Genomic DNA, 17,130 nt, shown 5'->3' with positions numbered 1-17,130 from the left:
ACGTTCTCGGACATATAAGGCACGCGACGCCTGGTGGACCGTTTTCCTGGTGGACCCTCTGGCGGGCCGGCTGGTGGTGACGACGGCCAACCGCACGTCCATCACCCCGAACCAGATCACCTGGGGCGCCTTCGTGCTCGGCCTGGGCTCGGCCTGGTGCTTCCTGCGGGCCGAGTGGCCGTGGCTCGTCGCCGGGGCCGCCCTCTACCACGTGAGCTTCGTCCTCGACTGCATGGACGGGAAGATCGCTCGGCTCAAGGGGTCGGGCACGGTCCTCGGCGGCTGGCTCGACTACGTCTTCGACCGGATCCGCGTGCTGGCCTGCACCGCCGCCCTGATGTGGGGGCAGTACCGCGCGACCGGGCAGGACATCTATCCTGTCCTCGGCATCGGCGTGGTGTTTCTCGACATGCTGCGCTACGTCGACGCCCTGCAGATCGCGAAGGTCCGCCGTCAGATGCGCCGCGCGCTGCGGCACGCCTACGAGGAGCCGGCGGGCGGCGGCCCCGTCGCGCTGCCGGCGTCTTTGCTGCGCGATGACCTCGACAACGACCCCGACGACGTCCGAATCCGCCTGACGGACGCCGTGGACCTGCAGAGGGAGTTCCGCGACCGTTTCTCCTGGTACCCCGGTCTGCGTGAGTGGCTGCGCGAGCACCGGATCCGCACGCACCTGGTCAGCGGCATCGAATTCCAGATGGCGGTGTTCATCGTCGGCCCGCTGGTCGGCGCGGTCGTCCCGGTCACGATCGGCGCGGCCGCACTGCTGCTCCTCTTCGAGGCCGCCATCATGTACAAGCTGGTGCTGTCGTCACGGGATCTCAGCCGGGCGCTGGCCGCGATCCGCACGTCCGCCGAGCCGTCCGTCTCGGGCGCTCCCGCCGGTTGAGCGTCTTGTGTTCGCGCCGATAGAGGCGCCGCCGCGTGGGGTAGCGGTGGGACATGACCGAACGCGAGGAACTCGCCGGCCTGCCCGATCCCGGCCACCGCCGCCCCGAAGGGCTGGACGACGTCACCGTCGACGCGCTGGGCAGGCTCAGCAAGGCGCTGGAGACCATCCACCGGGTCAGAGGCCACCTGTACGCCTTCCACCAGCTCACCGGCACCGCGGACTTCGAACTGGACAACGCCGTACGGCTGCTGCGGCAGGCCGGGCACGACAAGTGGGCCGACCGGATCGAACGCGAGCTGATCGGCCGCAACGTCATCCAGGGCCGCTGGACCTTCCAGATCGTCGAGGAGTACGACGACGGTTACTACGCGACCTTCCAAGAGCTGGAACGCCAGGCTCGCAACGAGCTGGCCGGGGGGATCCGTCACCTCTACGAGGCCGAACTCAAACAGCAGCGGCGCACGCCTGGTCAGCCCGGCCACGAGACCACCCCCTGAGGCCCGGATGCCCGTCCGGCAGTCCGCGAACGTTCACCGGGAGCCAAGGAGCGGAGCGGGCTTCGCGAGGACGGGAGGTTTCCTTCCGGCGCAGTGACCGACTCGGCCGAGGTCCGTCCCCGCCGGTCAGTGACCGTCGCGTCCGCCGAGGAGGTGGTCGCGCCCCCACACGCCGAGCGGCGCCAGCGCATCGTTCAGCGTGACGCCGAGCGGGGTCAGCGAGTATTCGACGTGGGGAGGCACCTCGTCGTACACCTCGCGGTGCACGATGCCGTCGGCCTCCATCTCACGCAGGTGCGAGGCGAGCACCTTCTCGGTCACGCCCGGAAGCATCCTGCGCAGCTCGCCGAAACGGCATGCGCGTTCGTTGAGCGCCCAGAGGATCGAGCTCTTCCACTTGCCGCCGATCACCTCCATCGCCGCGTCGAGCCCACATCCGGCCGCTCCCGGGCGCCGTGCGGTCCGCATGCCCCACCCCCTCCTGGCTGCTCGCTCACCCCGAAGTAAGCACCCACTTCAAAGTGCGTACTTGATCGGCTCGAAGCTCGTGACCAGCCTAATCGGCATGACCCACAACACGGAGAAGTCCCCGCTGTCCCTTCTCGGGCTGGGCGCGATGGGCGGCGCGCTCGCCCGCGCCTGGCTCGCCGCCGGGCACCCGCTGACCGTCTGGAACCGCACCGCCGGCCGGGCCGAGGCCCTCGCCCGCGAGGGCGCGCGCGTCGCCGCGACCGCCGCCGAGGCGGTGTCCGCGAGCGACCTGGTGATCGTCTGTCTGCTGGACCACGCCTCGGTGGACGACGCCCTCGCCGGCGTCGACCTGTCCGGCAAGGACCTGGTCGACCTCACCACCGGCACCCCGGAGGAGGCCCGCGCCCGCGCCCGGTGGGCCGAGCAGCGCGGCGCCCGGTTCCTCGACGGCGGCGTCATGGCGGTCCCGCCCATGATCGGGGCGCCGGGCTCCGGGGCGTACGTCTTCTACAGCGGCTCCCGCGCGGTGTTCGAGGCCCACGCGGGCACGCTGGCCACACCCGCCGCCACCGTCTACACCGGCGAGGACCCCGGGCTCGCCGCCCTCCACGACGTGGCGCTGCTGAGCGCGATGACGGGCATGTTCGCGGGAGTGGCGCACGCCTTCGCGCTCGTCCGCGAGGAGATCCCCCCGAAGGGCTTCGCCGGCCTCGTCGTGGACTGGCTGAGGGCGATGGCCCCGTACGCGTACGGCGTCGCCGACCATCTGGACAGCGGCGACTACACGAAGAACGTCACGTCCAACCTCGCGATGATGGTCCGGGGCAACGCGACCCTGCTGCGCACGGCCGAGGAGCAGAAGGTCAGCCCCGAACTGCTCACGCCCTTCACGACCCTCATGGAGCGGCGGCTCGCCGACGGCCACGCCGACGAGGGCACCACGGGGGTGGTCGATCTGCTGCGGGTCCCCTGACCCGGGCCGCCCACGCCGGAAAGTTATCCTCACAGAAGGATGCCGACGACGTCGTGCGAGGTGAGCCGTGACCGAACGCAAACCCCTCGGTATGAGCTTCGAGTCGTGGATCGACCGGCAGATCCGCGAGGCCACCGAGCGCGGCGAGTTCGACGACCTGCCGGGCGCGGGCAAGCCCATCCCCGGCCAGGGCAAGCCGTACGACGAGATGTGGTGGATCAAGCAGAAGATGCGCGCGGAGAACCTGTCGTTCCCGCTGCCGGGGACACTGGCGCTGCGCAAGGACGCCGAGGAGGCGAGGGCGGAGGCGCTGGGCGCGCGGACCGAGGCCGAGGCGCGCAGGATCGTCGAGGAGATGAACGTCAGAATTCGCGACAGCCACCGCACGCCCCTGTCCGGCCCGCCCGTCGTGCAGCCGCTCATCGACGTGGACGAGGTGGCCGCCGAATGGCGGGCCCTGCATCCGGTGGCCGAGAGGAAGCCCGCTGCCGCGCCCGCTCCCGCCACGCGCCCGAAGCGCACCTTCCTCCGGTGGTTCGGGCGCCGCTGACCCCCGTCGTCCGGGACTGACGGTCGTCGGGCGAGGACCCTCCGATCGCCCACGCCGTGACGACGCGGTGCATCAAGCAAGATCCAAGCCGATTGCAGGAGCGTGTCGCGATCCTTCTGATGTCGGCGGCGTCCCGCTGCCGTCGGACGGAAACGCGACGAACGGCCTCGGCTCCGGATTTTGTCGGCGGCGGCTGCCACGATGTCGCGAAACGACCATGGGAGCCCAGGTGCCTGATCCTCTCGCCCCCTTCCGGTGGCTGGCGGCCCCGGCCGGAACCGCGCACAACCCGCTGGGCGACGTCTTCAGCGTGTCGTTCTTCCACGGTCTTGAGCCCGCCGATGTCGCGGCCCGTTTCGAGTCCGCCGGAGCACCGTCACGCTCGATGAGCTTCGCCGAACTCGAGGACGAGGTCACGCGGTTCCTCGAAGAGACCGACGGCGGCGACGGCGGCGGACACGTCGGCATCACCAGGATCGGCGAGTGGAGCGTGGCGCTCGAGCCGTGCGGCTGGCACACCGCGCTGGGCGAGAACCTCGCACGCCTCGCGCAGGGATGCGAGGCGGTGGCCGTCGGACGGCACGACTACGCCGAGCACGGCTTCCTGTACGCGGTGGACGGCGAGATCGTCACCGCGTTCACGCCGCACGCGTCGACCAACCGCTGGGGCAGCGACCCCGACCGGCTGAAGGAGCCGATGCGCAGGGTCCGGCTGCCGTTGACCGCCGCGACCGGCAAGGCGGTGTGGAACGCGCGGTGGGACGACGCGCTCCCGAGGGCGTTCGCGCTCGCCGCCACGATCACCGGGGTGACCCTGACCCCGGATTGCTTCGACGGGCCGCTGCTGGTCGCCTCCATGACCGAGTGGTGCCAGGTTTAGGGAAGTCGCGGAGGCTCGCCGCACGATCCTGCCGCAAGGCCGGGCCGCGGCGGCTTGTCGGGGGGCTCTGCTAGACACGATCCATGAGCTCACCCGCAGCCCAGCGGCTCGGCATCGTGCCGTCCGTGTTCGCCGTTCAGCACCTGCCGCAGGCGACGTTTCCCGAAGACGACGACTGGATCGCGCTCGTGCGCGCCCCGGAGGGCCTCACAGTGGTCCGGGAGACCTGGCCGGCCGGGTCAGGTGACCGGTGGATCGGCCTGTACGGCGGGGAGACGGCACACGGCCTCGACGTCCCGGGCATGCTGGCGGCCGTCGTGGGCCCCTTGGCGGAGGCGGCCATCCCGGTGTTCGTCGCCTCGACCTTCCACGGCGACCTGGTCCTCGTGCCCGAGCCGAGGATCACGGACGCGGTCGCCGTCCTGGAGGAGGCGGGACATCGGGTGGACACCCGCCACCTGCGCTCACCCGGCTCCTGATCGCCCCGGCGTCCCGGAACGACGGGTCACGGCAGCAGGGGCAGCCTTCCCACGATTTTGTCCACCCGGTTGCGCGGCCCGACCACGCTGACCGCGTAATACTCGACGTCGTCGGCCGTGGTCTCCTTCATCGCGGCGAGGTAGTCGGCGTAGACCCGCGTGCGCTGCGCGGCGGCGGGCATGCCGGCCACGTAGCACCCGGCCGACGACGCGGCCTTGGCCCGGATCGCGCGCAGCGTGGCGGTGTCCGCGGCCAGCACCGAGCAGCCCGCCCAGGGCAGACCCGGGTGCGCGCCGCCGTCGGCGTCCACCGCGTCGTCGCCGAGAAGCCCCGTCACCGCCGCCGAGGTCGCCGCGGCCACGCAGACGGCGGCGTTCGCGGCGCGGCCGGCGGGAAGATCGCCGTCGACCACGATCACCCACTTGAGGCGGGCCGCCCGGGTCGGGAGGGCCGGGTCGATCTCCTCCGGGGCGAACCCGATCCCCGCGGTCATGCCTTCGTCCGCCGCCATCGCGTTCTCCTGTCCATGCGTCCGGAACTACCCCGTCGATGCTAGGCACTCGTACAATTGAGCTGCAATAACTCCGTACTTAATTTGGAACAGAGAGCACGCGGGCAGGCATGGACGAACTTGATAAGGCGATCCTGGCGGAACTGCAGTCGGATGCACGGAAGACCAACCGTGATGTCGCCGCGGCGGCCGGGGTCTCGCCGACCACGGCTCTCGACCGTACGCGGGCACTCCGTCAACGCGGCGTCATCCGGGGAGCGATCCTCGACGTCGACCTGGCGGCGATCGGGCGCCCGGTCCAGGCCCTCATCGCCATCCGCGTACGTCCCCCCTCGCGGCGCAACATCGAGGGCTTCCGCAACTGGGTCAGCGCGCTCCCCGACACGCTGGGCGTCTACGTGACGGCCGGCACGGAGGATTTCATCGTGCACGTCGCGGTGCCGGACAACGCCAGCCTGTACGCGTTCGTCATCGACAAGCTCACCGAACGGCCCGAAGTCGCCGACGTCCGCACGTCGATCGTCTACGAGCACATCCGCAACACCCGGATCAGCCCCGCATGAGCCCGCGCCTGCCGGCCTGTCTCTGCCACCGGGCCGTCCGGCCCGCAATGCCGGAATTTCTCCGTCTGGGCCCTCGTCGTAAACGACTGGTCCCGCCACGGTCCGCCTCGTAGATTGTGATCCTCGAAAGGATCTTCGGTAGCGAGGGGGGGACGCGGATGGGGTTGGAGGTCGAGAGCCGGCCGTCCGACTCGCCGTACATCGAGCGGGTGTGGCGGAGCACCAGCGACGACGTCGGCGGGATGACGTCGGTCGCGACGGCGAACTGGGACCTGGTCTTCTGGGAGCATCTCGGCCGGGTCAACGTGTCCCTTCAGGGTCCGGAGCCGAGGGCCAGCCGGGCCGAGGTTCCCGAGCACGCCACGTTCTTCGGGATCGTGTTCTCGCTCGGCACGTCGATGCCGCACATTCCGATCAACCGGCTCGTCCACGGTGGCGCGGAGATTCCCGACGCGACGCGCACGTCGTTCCATCTGAAGGGCTCCACCTGGCGCCTCCCGGACTACGACAACGCCGAGGAGTTCGTACGTCGGCTGGTGCGCGAGGAGATCGTGGCCAGCGACCCGGTCGTCACCGCGACACCCGACGTGGAGGACCTGTCCGAACGCACCGTCCAGCGGCGCTTCGTGGCGGCGACCGGACTCACCCGCGGCACCGTGCGGCAGATCAACCGGGCCAGGCAGGCCGCGGTCCTGATCCAGGAGGGCGTGCCTGCCGTCGAGGTGGTCCACCGGCTCGGATACTTCGACCAGCCGCATCTGGCGCGGTCGCTGACCCGTTTCATCGGGCGGACCGCCACCCAGTTGAGCAGGCGGAATCCGCCGGAGCCGCTGTCACTCCTGTACGGGTCCTGACCGCTCGCCCCGGCACATTCACCAGTGCGTGGTGACGCCGTACGCCGCGCGCAGGTTCGCCATGTCGTGCAGGTCACGGTCGCGTGGATCGTAGCCCTGGTGGAAGGCGACCTGCTGACCGACGGACAGGCAGCGCACCCGCACGCCCTCGATCGTGCCCGTGACGAAGGCCGCGGCCGGGTAGTGGAGCACCGCGCCGCGGGCGTCCAGATGCTGCACGGCCGAGCCGTCCTCGGCGACGTGCAGCGGGTGGAGATCGAGCTCGTGCCCATGGCCGTCGACCATGACGAACCTGGCCGGCCGCCCGGGCACCGCGCCGGGCCGCTCGGCATACCCGGACGACTCCAGCTCGCCGATCACCAGCCGCTCCTGTTCGGCCCGGTGGAGCAGGTCGAGGTCATGATGCTCCCGGGTGACGCGCCCGACCAGGACGTCGATCCCCCAGCCTCCGGCGACCCAGACCTCGCACCCGGCGGTCTCCAGCGCGTTCAGCACCCGCAGCATCTCGCCTATCGGCAGCACCGGTCCCGCTCCCCTCGACTCGATCTTCGAGCCACGCTACCGCGCGACCGACGGTCCACTCCGCGGCGTCCCGCAGTCGAGGAGGAAGGGCCGCGAGGATGTCCGCGACGAGGGATTCGGGGTCCACGAGGACACCGCGAGCCGGTGATTGATGAGAGCAGAAGGCCAGGGTGTCGGCCGCAGGCGAGCCGCTGGCCCGGCAGGACATTGTCGTGTGACCCATCCGAGCCGTCCACCGGCCCGGCGGAGCACTCGAACCGGCGGCCTCACGCCCTCTTCCATGACGCGGACTCGGCGTGCACCTGCTCGAAGAGCTGGGTCAGCCGGCCGAGCCCCGCCGCGGTCCGCAACACGTCGGAGTAGTCGCGCAAATGAACGATACGGCCGCCGCGGGCGCGCAGGACGAGCACGAACCGGGAGGTGAACGGCCGCCCGGTCGCGTGGTCGACAGCGTCCATCTCACCCTCGGAGATGACCACTTCGGCGTCGGCCGTCTCGTGAACGCACACCTCACGCAATCCGGTCAGGGGCGGCTTGGGGACCGACCCCCATGCCGCCCTGAAGCCGGCGCGGATCTCCTCGCGCCCGTCGTACCGCTGCGACGGACCGCGATGCGGCGTCCAGAACACGAACTCGTAGATCGCGTCATCGGCGAACAGATCGGCGAGTCGGTCGGGCGAGAAGTCCAGCATCGCCTGGTGGAAGCGGTCGAGCAGGTGGCGCGGGGTCGCGGGCATACCGCCTCCTTCATCGACGTGAACGTGCCTCAACAACCGTAGAACGAAAAACGATGCCGGGTCAACGAGCGTAGAGCCAATGGATATCGCGTCGCGGGAGACATCACGCCATCGCTTCCCCGGACGTGATGTGAGTCGACCGGGACGATCCGGGCGCGCGGCGCGGGAGGACGTATGCGAGATCCTCCGTAAGCTTGAGGGGATACCGTGGGCGCTGTTAGCTTCACCCGGGTGGACGACATGCCCGCACGGGCGGAGGCGATCGAGGACTTCGCGGCGGCACTGCGACAACTCCGCAAATCGGTCGGCAATCCACCCTTCCGCGAAATGTCCGGCCGGTCGGGAGCGATCTCGCACACGACGTTGCACGAAGCCACGAAGGCCAACCGGCTCCCGAGTTGGGAGACCACCGTCGAGTTCGTCAAGGCGTGCGGCGCGGACCCGGCCGCGTACCGCGAACGCTGGGAGAGGGCGAACTTAGCGGTCAGATCGGCGAGCGCCGGAGATCCTTCAACCCGCGCGGGCACCCTGGGGACCCGTCCGTCCGACGGACTCGAAGCGTCCGCCACGGGCCTCGCGGAAGGTCGCATCGTGCACAGCGCCGCCGCATCGCAGGCCCCACAATCCGCTGGCGGCACCCCGGTATCTCTGCCTACGCCGCCACCACCGCCCGACGGGATCGCGCACGACGTCCCGCCCGTCCCCTCCGCGGCGGGGGGCCGAGGGCGATTGCGGCCGACCCGCCCGGCCGCGCTCGCGGTAGCGGCCGTGGGCGTGGCGACAGTGGTCCTCGTCGTGGTCGCCGTCAATCGTGGCTCCGGAATCGACGAGCACGGCCTGAACCCGTCTGACAGCCCGTCGAAGACCGGGCTGTCGGCCGCCGACTGCCCGGTGCAGGCCACCACCCCGCCGTGGATTCCGCCTGTACACGAGGGCGACTCGGCGAAGTTCATCGGGGACGTCACGCTGACCGACTGCACGCGCGTAGGCCCCCGCCAGACCGTGACCAAGGTATGGCGGCTCAAGAACGCCGGGACCGTGCCGTGGAAGGGATATTCGTTGCATCGCCTCGACCTCCCGCAGCGACCCGATCAATGTCGAACCGTCTCCGACGTACCGGTTGAGGACACGTCACCCGGAGAGGTGGTCGACATCCGGACCGACATCACCACGCCGGGGAAGCCAGGCCTGTGCTACGTGCGGTTCAAGATGATGGAGGGGTCGGGGCGGGTCGCGTTCCCCGGGGGCCGGCCGCTCAACTTCCAGATCATCGTCGAATGACGCACGATTCCCCGCCGTGCGTCACACGGCGGGGAATCAGGGGCGGACGACCCTTGGGGATCAGGAATTGAGAGCGATCCCGTTGTAGTAGTAGGTGAGGATCCGGGAGTGGCTCCAGCCCGCCTCTGCCTTGTCGCGGGAGCCGGTCTGCGACATCCAGTCGCCGGTCACCCAGTGGCCGCACGCCGTCGTCGTGGAGCAGTACTGGGCCTTGAAGATCTTTCCATCACGCGTCATCCGGGTGCCCCATGTCGCGTCGACCGCGGCGTTCGTCGCCGCCGTCGCGGAGCCGGGCTTGTACACCTGGCTGGACGTGTCGTCGGTGACGTCGTAGCACTGGCCGCTCGGCGTCTTGCTCGCCGACCTCAGCGCCCAGTACCAGCCGAAGTGCTTGACCGCGATCGCCCCGGCCCTGAGAGACTCCGTTGGCCAGTACGACCGCCACTCGTTGGGCAGGACGTTCTTGATGTAGGTCTTGAACTCCACCCGATCCACGCGATCGAGGGCTTTCCGGTAGACGAGGATCGTCGTGGGCAGCCTGCTGTCCGTACCGTCGGTCTTGCAGCCGGTCGGCGGTGTGGAGCTGAGGAACTGGTGGGAGGCGTTCTGGTTCTTCAGGCCCGCCTTGAGGTTGCCCTTGGCGCCGGGTGCGAAGTCCTGGTAGACGCTGCTGCCGTAGTTGCTGTTGTAGTAGACCCGGACGGTCTTTCCGCTGCGGTTCCAGACCGAGGCGGCGGAGTTCTTGACGCACGTGCCCCTGCCGTTGCCGGGTCCCTTGAAGTCGTAGCAGGACGGCTGCTCGGTGCCGTAGTCGCCGACCGATCCGGTGAAGTCCGAGACCGACCCCTGGTTGTTGCTGTTGAAGTAGTAGCAGAACTCGCCGCTGTCGCACACGCCGTCGCGGGCGGCCGCCGAGGCGGGCGAGGCGGTGGCGAGCACCGCCCCACCGAGCATCGCCCCTCCGAGCACCATCGCGGCGGCCGGCGCGACGAGCCGCGAGAGCAGTAGTGGAGTTCGTGGAGACACAGTCGTCTTCCTTCTCGTCACAGGCCGCGGTGCGCTAGCGGACGTTGTAGCCCTGGGAGACCCAGAACGAGTTCGGGTTCGGGTTGCTCAGAACCGGGTCGCCCACACTCTTGGCGGCGAGCGTCTGCCGTCCGGGGCGCATCTCGACGTGGGTGTGCGCGGCGCCACTGGACGACACCCCGTGCCACGCCTCGTCGGCGATGACCTGGCCGCGCGCGATCTGCTGGCCCACCGCCAGGGAGGCCCGCGGAGCGGAGTGCAGGTAGATGATCGTCTTGTTCAGCGAGGAGTTGTAGATGGAGATGGTGGACAGCCCCGAGCTGCCGTTGGACCCCCGCGCGAGGTAGATGATCTGACCGCTCACCAGGGCGTGCACATCCGAGCCCACGCCACGGGCGATGTCGATGCCCTCATGCCGGCCGGAGGTGCTGATGTAACCGTCGAAGCCGCAGCTGATGTGGCCGCCGCCGGTCTTGTACAGCGCGTACGACATGTCGACGCGCGCCGATGACGTCGACGGGTCGAACTGGTGGGAGGCGTTCTGGTTCTTCAGGCCCGCCTTGAGGTTGCCCTTGGCGCCGGGTGCGAAGTCCTGGTAGACGCTGCTGCCGTAGTTGCTGTTGTAGTAGACCCGGACGGTCTTGCCGCTGCGGTTCCAGACCGAGGCGGCGGAGTTCTTGACGCACGTGCCCTTGCCGTTGCCGGGTCCCTTGAAGTCGTAGCAGGACGGCTGCTCGGTGCCGTAGTCGCCGACCGATCCGGTGAAGTCCGAGACCGACCCCTGGTTGTTGCTGTTGAAGTAGTAGCAGAACTCGCCGCTGTCGCACACGCCGTCGCGGGCGGCCGCCGAGGCGGGCGAGGCGGTGGCGAGCACGGCTCCACCGAGCACCATCGCGGCGGCCGTTGTGCTGAGGATCTTGCCGAGCGTTCCCATGGTGTTCTCCTTCGTGTCTGTGCAGCTGGGTTTTCGGATGGTCAGCGGCGCTCGTACTCCTCCCAGGTGCGGATGGGCACCTTCGGGCCGTCGTCCGGGCCGCGGCCAGCGAGCCCGTTCAGGCCGAGGTAGTAGTCACCGATCTGATGCTGGGCCTGGCTGGAGAGGTCGGTGTCGTTGATGGCGGCGGCGTGGATGTGCCATGGCCAGTCGGCTTGGTCGGGGCTGCGCACCCATGCCGCGAAGCCGACACGCCGCAACGCGCGGACGACGGCGGTGCGGGTGGCCGAATCCATTCCGTCGACCGAGATGTCCACGACGCCGCCGCCGTCGTGGGTGCCCGCGGACGTGGGGTCGCCGCCGGGGTTGTACGACCCCTGCAACAGCACGAGGTCGCGGCCGAGTAGCCGCTTCGCCTCGGCCAGCATGCTCCGCGTGCGGGTGTCGACGACGACGTCGCCGGCGGACACCCGAACGCCCGGTCTGATGATGTGCGTGACCGTGAAACGGCCGGCTCCAAGCTTGGTGAGCGACGTCTCACCCGGGAGGCCGTTGGCGGCGAGCCCGGTGAAGCCGAGCGACTTCTGGAACTTCGCGAAAGCGGCGACCGTCGTGGTGCCGAAGTAACCGTCCACCCACTTCGCGTCGAGCAGGTGCCGGTCGCGCAGCGCCTGCTCCACGAGGAGCACGCTGGCCTTCGCGCCCGGGGTCAGCGTGTCGTCAGCCCGCCGCGGGTCGATCTGGGCCGCCTTGACAGCGGCTTCCATGTTCACGCTCGGAAGGGCACTGGCGTCGGCTGCCTGTGCCGCCGACATGCCGGACGCTCCGGTCACGTAAGCGAGCAGGGAGGCCGCCGCGAGTGCGGCGGCGCATGAAGGCAGCTTCATCGTTTCTCCTGGGGTCGGACACCGGCAGGTGATTCCTGCGGCGGACCCACGGTTTCGGACCGCCCATGCTGTCCACAAGGAGATCGGTGTTGTCAGCCTGTCCGTCAGATTCCCCGTACAGGCGTACGCGCCGCCTGACAGGTAATTCCAGGCGAGCGAGACACACCGCCTGACGCAGGACGGTGCTCGGGCAAATCGATGCGGCCGCGTCCAGCCGCCTGGAATGGCTGCCTGCCGTAGGCCGGAGCCGCAGGCCCCCAGGAGCGAGGCCGACGCGGCGCTGCCTGATTTCGCCGTGTTCCTGGAGCCAAGGAAGCCGTTCGAATTCGAATAAGTAGGGTGGGTGTGTGAGCGACCCGGCGCCCGGTCTGAACACCGAACAACTCGGTGCGTACTTCGCCTTGATGGAGGTCAGCAGCCTTCTTCAGTACGCGGTGGAGGAGCACCTGCGTGCCGATGGTGACCTCAGTTACGTGCAGTTCCAGATCCTCGCTCGGCTGGTGGATGCGCCTGAGGGCAGGCTGCGGATGACCGATCTGGCCGATGGCGTCGTGTACAGCCGCAGCGGGCTCACGTATCAGGCAGGGCTGTTGGACAAGCGTGGTCTGATCACCCGTTCACCGTCGCCGGATGACGAACGCAGTGTGATCGTGACTGTTACGGACGCCGGCCGGGACCTGGTCGCCCGGGTGCTTCCCGGACACGTCGACCGTGTACGGCGGTTGTTGTTCGATCCGATGATCGACGGAGACCTCACCGCGCTCGGTGAAGTTCTGACGCGCGTCCGCGAACATATACGCGCCACCCCGCCACGGTCCGCCAAATCCCGCGCCGGACGTAACCGAACCGACTGACCCGCCAGCGCCGTGGCACGTCAGCTCGACGCCGGGGCGAGGGCGGGGTAGTCGCGGTGATCGCCAGGGCCTCGGCACTCTCGGGATCCGACGAGAGTGCCACGGTCGTTTGCCTTCAGCGTCGGGGGATCAACCGGCGGGTGCGACGATGACGACCTTGCCGCGCAGCGCGCCTGCGGCGGCCTGAGCGTGGACTGCCGGCAGCTCGGCCAGCGGCACGCGCTGGGCCACGTCGACGCGCAGCTCTCCGGAGTCGATCAGCGCCACCAGCCGCGACAGCTGATCGGCGTCACTACGGACGAACAAGTCGATGCCACTCACGCCGCGCTGCTCGTCGGAGGGCGCGGGCATCCACACCGTCGTGTTCACCAGCACTCCGCCGGGACGGATCAGGGTGAGCAGTGCTGCCAGCCGCTCCGGGTCGATCGGAGCAAGGTTGAGCACGATGTCGACCGGCTCGCTCACCGCCGCGGTCACCTCGGTGGTGGTGTGGTCGATGACCTCATCAGCGCCCGAGAGCTTGACCTGCTCGATGCTCCGCGGGCTGGCCGTGGCGATCGCATACGCGCCGGCATACTTGGCCAGTTGCACGGCGTAGCCACCGACCGCTCCGCCCGCGCCGTTGATCAGCACGCGCTGCCCGCTCGTGAGCTTGGCGTGGTCGAAAAGCGCCTGCTGCGCCGTGAGGCCCACCACTGGCAGCGCGGCGGCATCGGGCAGCGGGATGCTCGTGGGCGCCGCCGTCAGGACCTCGGCCGGCGCGAGAACGTACTCCGCGGCCGCGCCGGTCCCCGCCATCGGCAGGAAACCGACGACCTCGTCACCGACCTCGATGCCGTGCACGCCCTCGCCCAGTGCGTCGACCGTGCCGGAAACGTCGAGACCGGGAGTGTGCGGCAGCGTCACCGGGATGGGACCTTGCATGAAACCCGCGCGGATGTTGCCGTCGACTGAGTTGAACGACGTCGCGGCAACCCGGATCCGCACCTGTCCGGCGTCGGGGACGGGCTGCTCCACATCCTCGTAGCGCAGGACATCGGGGTCGCCGTACTCGTGGAAACGCACTGCCTTCATTGCGGATCTCACTTCCGATGGAGAGATAGGTGCTTCGAACTCGAAGCACCTAGAAGTAACCTTATGCCCGCTTCGAATTCGAAGCAAGTTGTGGCCTCTGCGGAGTGGGCGGCGACCTTCGGAGTGCAAGGTGATCTATATGCGCAGCTCACGTGGCGACGGACGCTCGCCGGCAGCGAGGTGCCGCCGACTTCGTTGAACGATGCGCTCGGTGATCTTGAAAGACACTGCCGTCAACGCCCTGCAGCAGGCATGGCACACCAGCCCCACCGGGCCCGTGACGACTGGCGAAGTCAGGGAACGTCGGCGCGCAGTGAACGCGGCCCACCTCGTCGCCCCGGTCCGTGCCAGAGCCCGCTTCGAACACGGACACCTCGTCGAACGACCGCGGGTCGTTTATCAGCCGTCTTGTCACTTGCCGATCACGTAGCGGGTGTGAGCCCCGTCCATCCACTCCCTGTCGATCTCCCGGCCCGTCACCCGGCCGACAAGCGCCAGGGCAGAGGTGAGGCAGGTCGCCAGGGGCGGGCTGTACCCGTTGCAGGCGAGTCCGATGAAGTCCTGCCACTCGTCGGGGACCTCCTCCTCTCCATAGTCCTCCCCGCTCTCCAGGCGGGCCTCCTCCCACGCGCGGTACTCCAGCCATCCCGTCGGCAGTTCGGGGTCGTTCTCCCAACTGGAGTCGCCCCAGTCGAACTGCAACCCCTGCATGTACGGATCGAGCGCCTGAGGGTCGCTTCCCCAGCGCTTGCCGGGGACGGTGACGCTGAGTCCCGTGACGTACCACCGTTGACCGCGTATTCGAGATCACGCGGCCCGTTCAGATCCCAGCCCACCAGCAGCGCCCGCCCGCCGGACGACAGCTCCCGCAGTGCCCGCTCGCAGTCGAACCCCTGCACCTGGATGATCTGCGTCCAGTCAGCCGTCAGCCGACCGGCCCAGACGATTCCTTCACCGTCGGAATACCTCTCGCGCAGGAGATCGGTCCAGGTGCACTCGACCGAGTCGTCCACGTCCGCGACCGACACCCCCAGACGCCGGGCGGCCTCCCACACCTCCAAGCCCTCCACCCACGCGGCCATGAACCACTCGCCCATGCCGTAGGACCGGACGAGATGCCACAGACGCTCTGACTGCCGCATTCCCGCTCCCTGCCCGTGCATCGTTCCGGGGCGACTCAAGCAGACATCCCCGACAGCTCCTTGATCGACGCCACGCCGAGGCTCTCGCGATCACGCGCATGCCGGGAACGGCCGACTGTCCGGCTCCATCGCGGAAGAAGACATCGCAAGAAGGGTTGGAAGCCATCCTCTTAGCAAGGGTGCTAGCAACGAGCCGAGATGATCTAGAAAGCAAGACGGCCCCTGAACGGCATACCGCCTGTTCAAGGACCCTCTGTGAGGTGCGCGGCCGAGAGGACTCTAACCCCTAACCTTCTGATCCGTAGGTCCCCGAACGGGCCTCCAGGATCGTTCAGAGTCGTTCGCCATGCTGGTCGACGGGACTCCGGCCGTTCAGATCCGTCCGGCTCGGTTCATGATCGCCCGCTTGGGTGGCTCCCACGGTGGCTTCCAGTACGGGCTACTCGTACAGGTGGGCGGCGTGGATCTGGAGAGCGAGCGACTGCCATGTCGGCGGGTCGACATCGTCCTTGAACGGGGCTCCTTTACGAATACAGCCGTCCTGGAGCCATGCTGCCCAAGATCTGAGGAAGTCGCCAACGTACATGCTGCTCCAGCGGCCGTCGACGAATTGCTTCCCCTCGCAGACTTGCCGTTCGCACTCGGCGCGATCGGCATCGAAGTCGTCCGCCATGATCTTCAGGTAGGCGGCGAAGTCGCGCATGTCACGAACACGCTCGACGTCCGGGGGAAGTTCACGCGGTGTCATGGGGATGAGAGTAAAAGGCGGGCTGTCAGCGTGGGAATTGCATGGACCACGGCCCGTACCAGCGCTGAACTGGGCAGAGCCAGGTCACGGGCTAATCGCCGGGCAATTAGCGTGCAAGCAGCCAGGGTGACGAGGGGGCAACCACGGTCACTCATGACCGGCTCCACGCTCGCGCGGCGGGATGGGTAGCCCCTCCCGTTCCTGAGGGCCTGTGGACAATGGGCGCATGACTGAGCTGTCTTTACCCGGGGGCAACGTGAACTCCGTCGTACGGGTTGGGGACACGGTTCGCCGACCACCGTCATCCGCGTTCACGCGCGAGCTGCTTGGTTTGTTTGAGCGCCATGGTTGGAGGGGGTCTCCGCGTTTCGTGGGTGTCGACGAGCTGGGTCGCGAGATCCAGAGCTTCGTCGACGGCCACGTGGCCTGGGACGACGAACAGCCTCCCGACGTCACCTCCGACCGGAGCTTGGCGGCGGTGGCCGAGCTCGTCCGGGAGTTCCACGACCTGACCGCCGGCACGGCGATGGCCGGCGAGCACGAGGTGGTCTGTCACAACGACCTGTCCCCTAAGAACACCGTCTATCGCGACCTCGGTTTGGGGCTGCGGCCAGTGGCGATCCTCGACTGGGACCTCGCCGCGCCGGGCGCGCGGATCCATGACGTGGCACACGTGTGCTGGCAGTACGTCCGCCTGGAGCCCGCGGTGTCGGACGTGGCCAGCGCGGCCCGGCGCGTTCGGTTGATCTGCGACGCCTATGGCCTGACGGATCGGAGCCTTCTGCTGGAGACGATCCTATGGTGGCAGGACCGCTGCTGGCGGGGCATTGAAGCCGCAGCGGAAGCGGGAATTCCGGCGATGATCCGGTTGCGCGAGCGCGGTGCGGCCCGGTCCGTTCGGGACGCTTACCAGTGGGTCGCGGCTCAACGCGAGGCTCTGCAGAGCGCCCTCCGGTAGGCACCGCAAAACCAATCATGTTCCTTAGGGCATCTGGCAAGCATGATCGACAGTTGGGCTGCTCCAGGTGTCTTGGAAGACATCCCGGCAGCGGCCCGACTACTCGCACACGGCGCGGACCGCCGCGACCTTGCCCAGCTCGCGCGAGTTGCCGCCTATGAGGCGGTATTCGGGCTGCTCTACAACCTCACCGCCGCCGACCGCGACGGCGAAGCACCAGACGATTCCCCAGGCTGGCGACTGATGGAGACCACAGCATCGGGTGAACTAACAGGCAGAGCAGTCCGGCATCTTCA

Annotated in this window: 21 protein-coding genes; 11 read left to right on the top strand and 10 right to left on the bottom strand. The window is 68.7% G+C overall.

Annotated features, from left to right (window positions below; genetic code table 11):
- Window positions 1–49 precede the first annotated feature (49 nt).
- Window positions 50–889 carry a CDP-alcohol phosphatidyltransferase family protein gene (locus ACQPZZ_RS02225; RefSeq protein ID WP_432928449.1) on the top strand — a complete coding sequence of 280 codons (840 nt, stop codon included), beginning with the start codon at window positions 50–52 and terminating at the stop codon, window positions 887–889.
- Between the two features lie 53 nt (window positions 890–942).
- A complete protein-coding gene (locus tag ACQPZZ_RS02220; RefSeq protein WP_432928447.1) occupies window positions 943–1,389 on the top strand; it encodes a hypothetical protein in 447 nt (148 codons plus the stop codon).
- A gap of 126 nt (window positions 1,390–1,515) precedes the next feature.
- On the opposite strand, the gene ACQPZZ_RS02215 is transcribed toward ACQPZZ_RS02220, so the two are convergent.
- Window positions 1,516–1,857 carry a winged helix-turn-helix transcriptional regulator gene (locus tag ACQPZZ_RS02215; protein WP_432928445.1) on the bottom strand — a complete coding sequence of 114 codons (342 nt, stop codon included), beginning with the start codon at window positions 1,855–1,857 and terminating at the stop codon, window positions 1,516–1,518.
- Between the two features lie 97 nt (window positions 1,858–1,954).
- Between ACQPZZ_RS02215 and ACQPZZ_RS02210 the strand changes: the two genes are divergently transcribed.
- From ACQPZZ_RS02210 to ACQPZZ_RS02195, 4 genes are all read left to right on the top strand, one after another.
- The gene (locus ACQPZZ_RS02210; protein ID WP_432928443.1) at window positions 1,955–2,833 is read left to right on the top strand and encodes an NAD(P)-dependent oxidoreductase; all 879 of its coding nucleotides are present in this window, start codon (window positions 1,955–1,957) and stop codon (window positions 2,831–2,833) included.
- Window positions 2,834–2,900: 67 nt separating this feature from the next.
- The gene (locus ACQPZZ_RS02205; RefSeq protein WP_363635196.1) at window positions 2,901–3,383 is read left to right on the top strand and encodes a DUF1992 domain-containing protein; all 483 of its coding nucleotides are present in this window, start codon (window positions 2,901–2,903) and stop codon (window positions 3,381–3,383) included.
- A 229-nt stretch (window positions 3,384–3,612) separates the two neighbouring features.
- Window positions 3,613–4,263 (top strand): DUF6461 domain-containing protein, encoded by a 651-nt coding sequence (locus ACQPZZ_RS02200; RefSeq protein ID WP_432928441.1) that lies wholly within the window; start codon window positions 3,613–3,615, stop codon window positions 4,261–4,263.
- Between the two features lie 83 nt (window positions 4,264–4,346).
- Window positions 4,347–4,742, top strand: coding sequence for an ACT domain-containing protein (locus ACQPZZ_RS02195; RefSeq protein WP_432928440.1), 396 nt, complete (start codon window positions 4,347–4,349; stop codon window positions 4,740–4,742).
- A gap of 26 nt (window positions 4,743–4,768) precedes the next feature.
- Here the strand turns inward: ACQPZZ_RS02195 and ACQPZZ_RS02190 are convergent, their stop codons facing one another.
- Complete coding sequence (locus tag ACQPZZ_RS02190) at window positions 4,769–5,254, bottom strand: DUF2000 domain-containing protein (protein WP_363635202.1); 486 nt, start codon at window positions 5,252–5,254, stop codon at window positions 4,769–4,771.
- 110 nt (window positions 5,255–5,364) lie between these two features.
- Between ACQPZZ_RS02190 and ACQPZZ_RS02185 the strand changes: the two genes are divergently transcribed.
- Both ACQPZZ_RS02185 and ACQPZZ_RS02180 read left to right on the top strand, forming a co-directional pair.
- Window positions 5,365–5,817: an Lrp/AsnC family transcriptional regulator gene (locus tag ACQPZZ_RS02185; RefSeq protein ID WP_363635204.1), complete on the top strand. Its 453-nt coding sequence runs from the start codon at window positions 5,365–5,367 to the stop codon at window positions 5,815–5,817.
- Window positions 5,818–5,975: 158 nt separating this feature from the next.
- Complete coding sequence (locus ACQPZZ_RS02180; RefSeq protein WP_432928438.1) at window positions 5,976–6,671, top strand: helix-turn-helix domain-containing protein; 696 nt, start codon at window positions 5,976–5,978, stop codon at window positions 6,669–6,671.
- Window positions 6,672–6,689: 18 nt separating this feature from the next.
- Here ACQPZZ_RS02180 and ACQPZZ_RS02175 read toward each other — a convergent pair whose 3' ends face one another.
- Window positions 6,690–7,193, bottom strand: a complete 504-nt coding sequence (locus ACQPZZ_RS02175) for a nucleotidyltransferase domain-containing protein (protein ID WP_432928436.1) — start codon at window positions 7,191–7,193, stop codon at window positions 6,690–6,692.
- A 266-nt stretch (window positions 7,194–7,459) separates the two neighbouring features.
- Complete coding sequence (locus ACQPZZ_RS02170) at window positions 7,460–7,930, bottom strand: nuclear transport factor 2 family protein (RefSeq protein ID WP_432928434.1); 471 nt, start codon at window positions 7,928–7,930, stop codon at window positions 7,460–7,462.
- 240 nt (window positions 7,931–8,170) lie between these two features.
- On the opposite strand from ACQPZZ_RS02170, the gene ACQPZZ_RS02165 reads away from it, so the two are divergent.
- On the top strand, window positions 8,171–9,211 hold the full coding sequence (locus tag ACQPZZ_RS02165) for an NBR1-Ig-like domain-containing protein (RefSeq protein ID WP_432934258.1): 1,041 nt from the start codon (window positions 8,171–8,173) through the stop codon (window positions 9,209–9,211).
- A 60-nt stretch (window positions 9,212–9,271) separates the two neighbouring features.
- On the opposite strand, the gene ACQPZZ_RS02160 is transcribed toward ACQPZZ_RS02165, so the two are convergent.
- From ACQPZZ_RS02160 to ACQPZZ_RS02150, 3 genes are read right to left on the bottom strand one after another with little or no spacing between them, the layout of a single operon-like run.
- Window positions 9,272–10,237: a SpoIID/LytB domain-containing protein gene (locus ACQPZZ_RS02160; RefSeq protein WP_432928432.1), complete on the bottom strand. Its 966-nt coding sequence runs from the start codon at window positions 10,235–10,237 to the stop codon at window positions 9,272–9,274.
- A gap of 34 nt (window positions 10,238–10,271) precedes the next feature.
- Entirely contained in the window at window positions 10,272–11,171 is a 900-nt protein-coding gene (locus ACQPZZ_RS02155; RefSeq protein ID WP_432928431.1) for a peptidase inhibitor family I36 protein, read from the bottom strand.
- Between the two features lie 41 nt (window positions 11,172–11,212).
- Window positions 11,213–12,058 carry a peptidoglycan-binding domain-containing protein gene (locus tag ACQPZZ_RS02150; protein ID WP_432928430.1) on the bottom strand — a complete coding sequence of 282 codons (846 nt, stop codon included), beginning with the start codon at window positions 12,056–12,058 and terminating at the stop codon, window positions 11,213–11,215.
- A gap of 347 nt (window positions 12,059–12,405) precedes the next feature.
- Here ACQPZZ_RS02150 and ACQPZZ_RS02145 point away from each other — a divergent pair, with 347 nt between their 5' ends.
- Window positions 12,406–12,912, top strand: a complete 507-nt coding sequence (locus ACQPZZ_RS02145; protein ID WP_432928429.1) for a MarR family winged helix-turn-helix transcriptional regulator — start codon at window positions 12,406–12,408, stop codon at window positions 12,910–12,912.
- Between the two features lie 129 nt (window positions 12,913–13,041).
- Here ACQPZZ_RS02145 and ACQPZZ_RS02140 read toward each other — a convergent pair whose 3' ends face one another.
- From ACQPZZ_RS02140 to ACQPZZ_RS02130, 3 genes are all read right to left on the bottom strand, one after another.
- Window positions 13,042–13,986, bottom strand: a complete 945-nt coding sequence (locus ACQPZZ_RS02140) for an NADP-dependent oxidoreductase (RefSeq protein WP_432928427.1) — start codon at window positions 13,984–13,986, stop codon at window positions 13,042–13,044.
- Window positions 13,987–14,397: 411 nt separating this feature from the next.
- Window positions 14,398–14,697, bottom strand: a complete 300-nt coding sequence (locus tag ACQPZZ_RS02135; RefSeq protein ID WP_432928425.1) for a hypothetical protein — start codon at window positions 14,695–14,697, stop codon at window positions 14,398–14,400.
- An 870-nt stretch (window positions 14,698–15,567) separates the two neighbouring features.
- The gene (locus tag ACQPZZ_RS02130) at window positions 15,568–15,876 is read right to left on the bottom strand and encodes a hypothetical protein (RefSeq protein ID WP_432928423.1); all 309 of its coding nucleotides are present in this window, start codon (window positions 15,874–15,876) and stop codon (window positions 15,568–15,570) included.
- Between the two features lie 370 nt (window positions 15,877–16,246).
- Between ACQPZZ_RS02130 and ACQPZZ_RS02125 the strand changes: the two genes are divergently transcribed.
- Window positions 16,247–16,834: a phosphotransferase gene (locus ACQPZZ_RS02125; RefSeq protein WP_432928421.1), complete on the top strand. Its 588-nt coding sequence runs from the start codon at window positions 16,247–16,249 to the stop codon at window positions 16,832–16,834.
- Window positions 16,835–17,130 lie beyond the last annotated feature (296 nt).

This window comes from Microbispora sp. CA-135349 (assembly GCF_050947365.1).
Taxonomy (GTDB): Bacteria; Actinomycetota; Actinomycetes; order Streptosporangiales; family Streptosporangiaceae; genus Microbispora.
This window is presented reverse-complemented; position numbering and strand designations above follow the sequence as displayed.

Excerpts from the sequence above, each read along its gene's own strand:
- ACQPZZ_RS02170 (WP_432928434.1), bottom strand. The coding sequence starts at position 7,930 with ATGCCCGCGACCCCGCGCCACCTGCTCGACCGCTTCCACCAGGCGATG.
- ACQPZZ_RS02130 (WP_432928423.1), bottom strand. The coding sequence starts at position 15,876 with ATGACACCGCGTGAACTTCCCCCGGACGTCGAGCGTGTTCGTGACATG.
- ACQPZZ_RS02210 (WP_432928443.1), top strand. The coding sequence starts at position 1,955 with ATGACCCACAACACGGAGAAGTCCCCGCTGTCCCTTCTCGGGCTGGGC.
- ACQPZZ_RS02195 (WP_432928440.1), top strand. The coding sequence starts at position 4,347 with ATGAGCTCACCCGCAGCCCAGCGGCTCGGCATCGTGCCGTCCGTGTTC.
- ACQPZZ_RS02215 (WP_432928445.1), bottom strand. The coding sequence starts at position 1,857 with ATGCGGACCGCACGGCGCCCGGGAGCGGCCGGATGTGGGCTCGACGCG.
- ACQPZZ_RS02190 (WP_363635202.1), bottom strand. The coding sequence starts at position 5,254 with ATGGCGGCGGACGAAGGCATGACCGCGGGGATCGGGTTCGCCCCGGAG.
- ACQPZZ_RS02135 (WP_432928425.1), bottom strand. The coding sequence starts at position 14,697 with ATGCAGGGGTTGCAGTTCGACTGGGGCGACTCCAGTTGGGAGAACGAC.
- ACQPZZ_RS02155 (WP_432928431.1), bottom strand. The coding sequence starts at position 11,171 with ATGGGAACGCTCGGCAAGATCCTCAGCACAACGGCCGCCGCGATGGTG.
- ACQPZZ_RS02180 (WP_432928438.1), top strand. The coding sequence starts at position 5,976 with ATGGGGTTGGAGGTCGAGAGCCGGCCGTCCGACTCGCCGTACATCGAG.
- ACQPZZ_RS02140 (WP_432928427.1), bottom strand. The coding sequence starts at position 13,986 with ATGAAGGCAGTGCGTTTCCACGAGTACGGCGACCCCGATGTCCTGCGC.
- ACQPZZ_RS02185 (WP_363635204.1), top strand. The coding sequence starts at position 5,365 with ATGGACGAACTTGATAAGGCGATCCTGGCGGAACTGCAGTCGGATGCA.
- ACQPZZ_RS02165 (WP_432934258.1), top strand. The coding sequence starts at position 8,171 with ATGCCCGCACGGGCGGAGGCGATCGAGGACTTCGCGGCGGCACTGCGA.
- ACQPZZ_RS02150 (WP_432928430.1), bottom strand. The coding sequence starts at position 12,058 with ATGAAGCTGCCTTCATGCGCCGCCGCACTCGCGGCGGCCTCCCTGCTC.
- ACQPZZ_RS02220 (WP_432928447.1), top strand. The coding sequence starts at position 943 with ATGACCGAACGCGAGGAACTCGCCGGCCTGCCCGATCCCGGCCACCGC.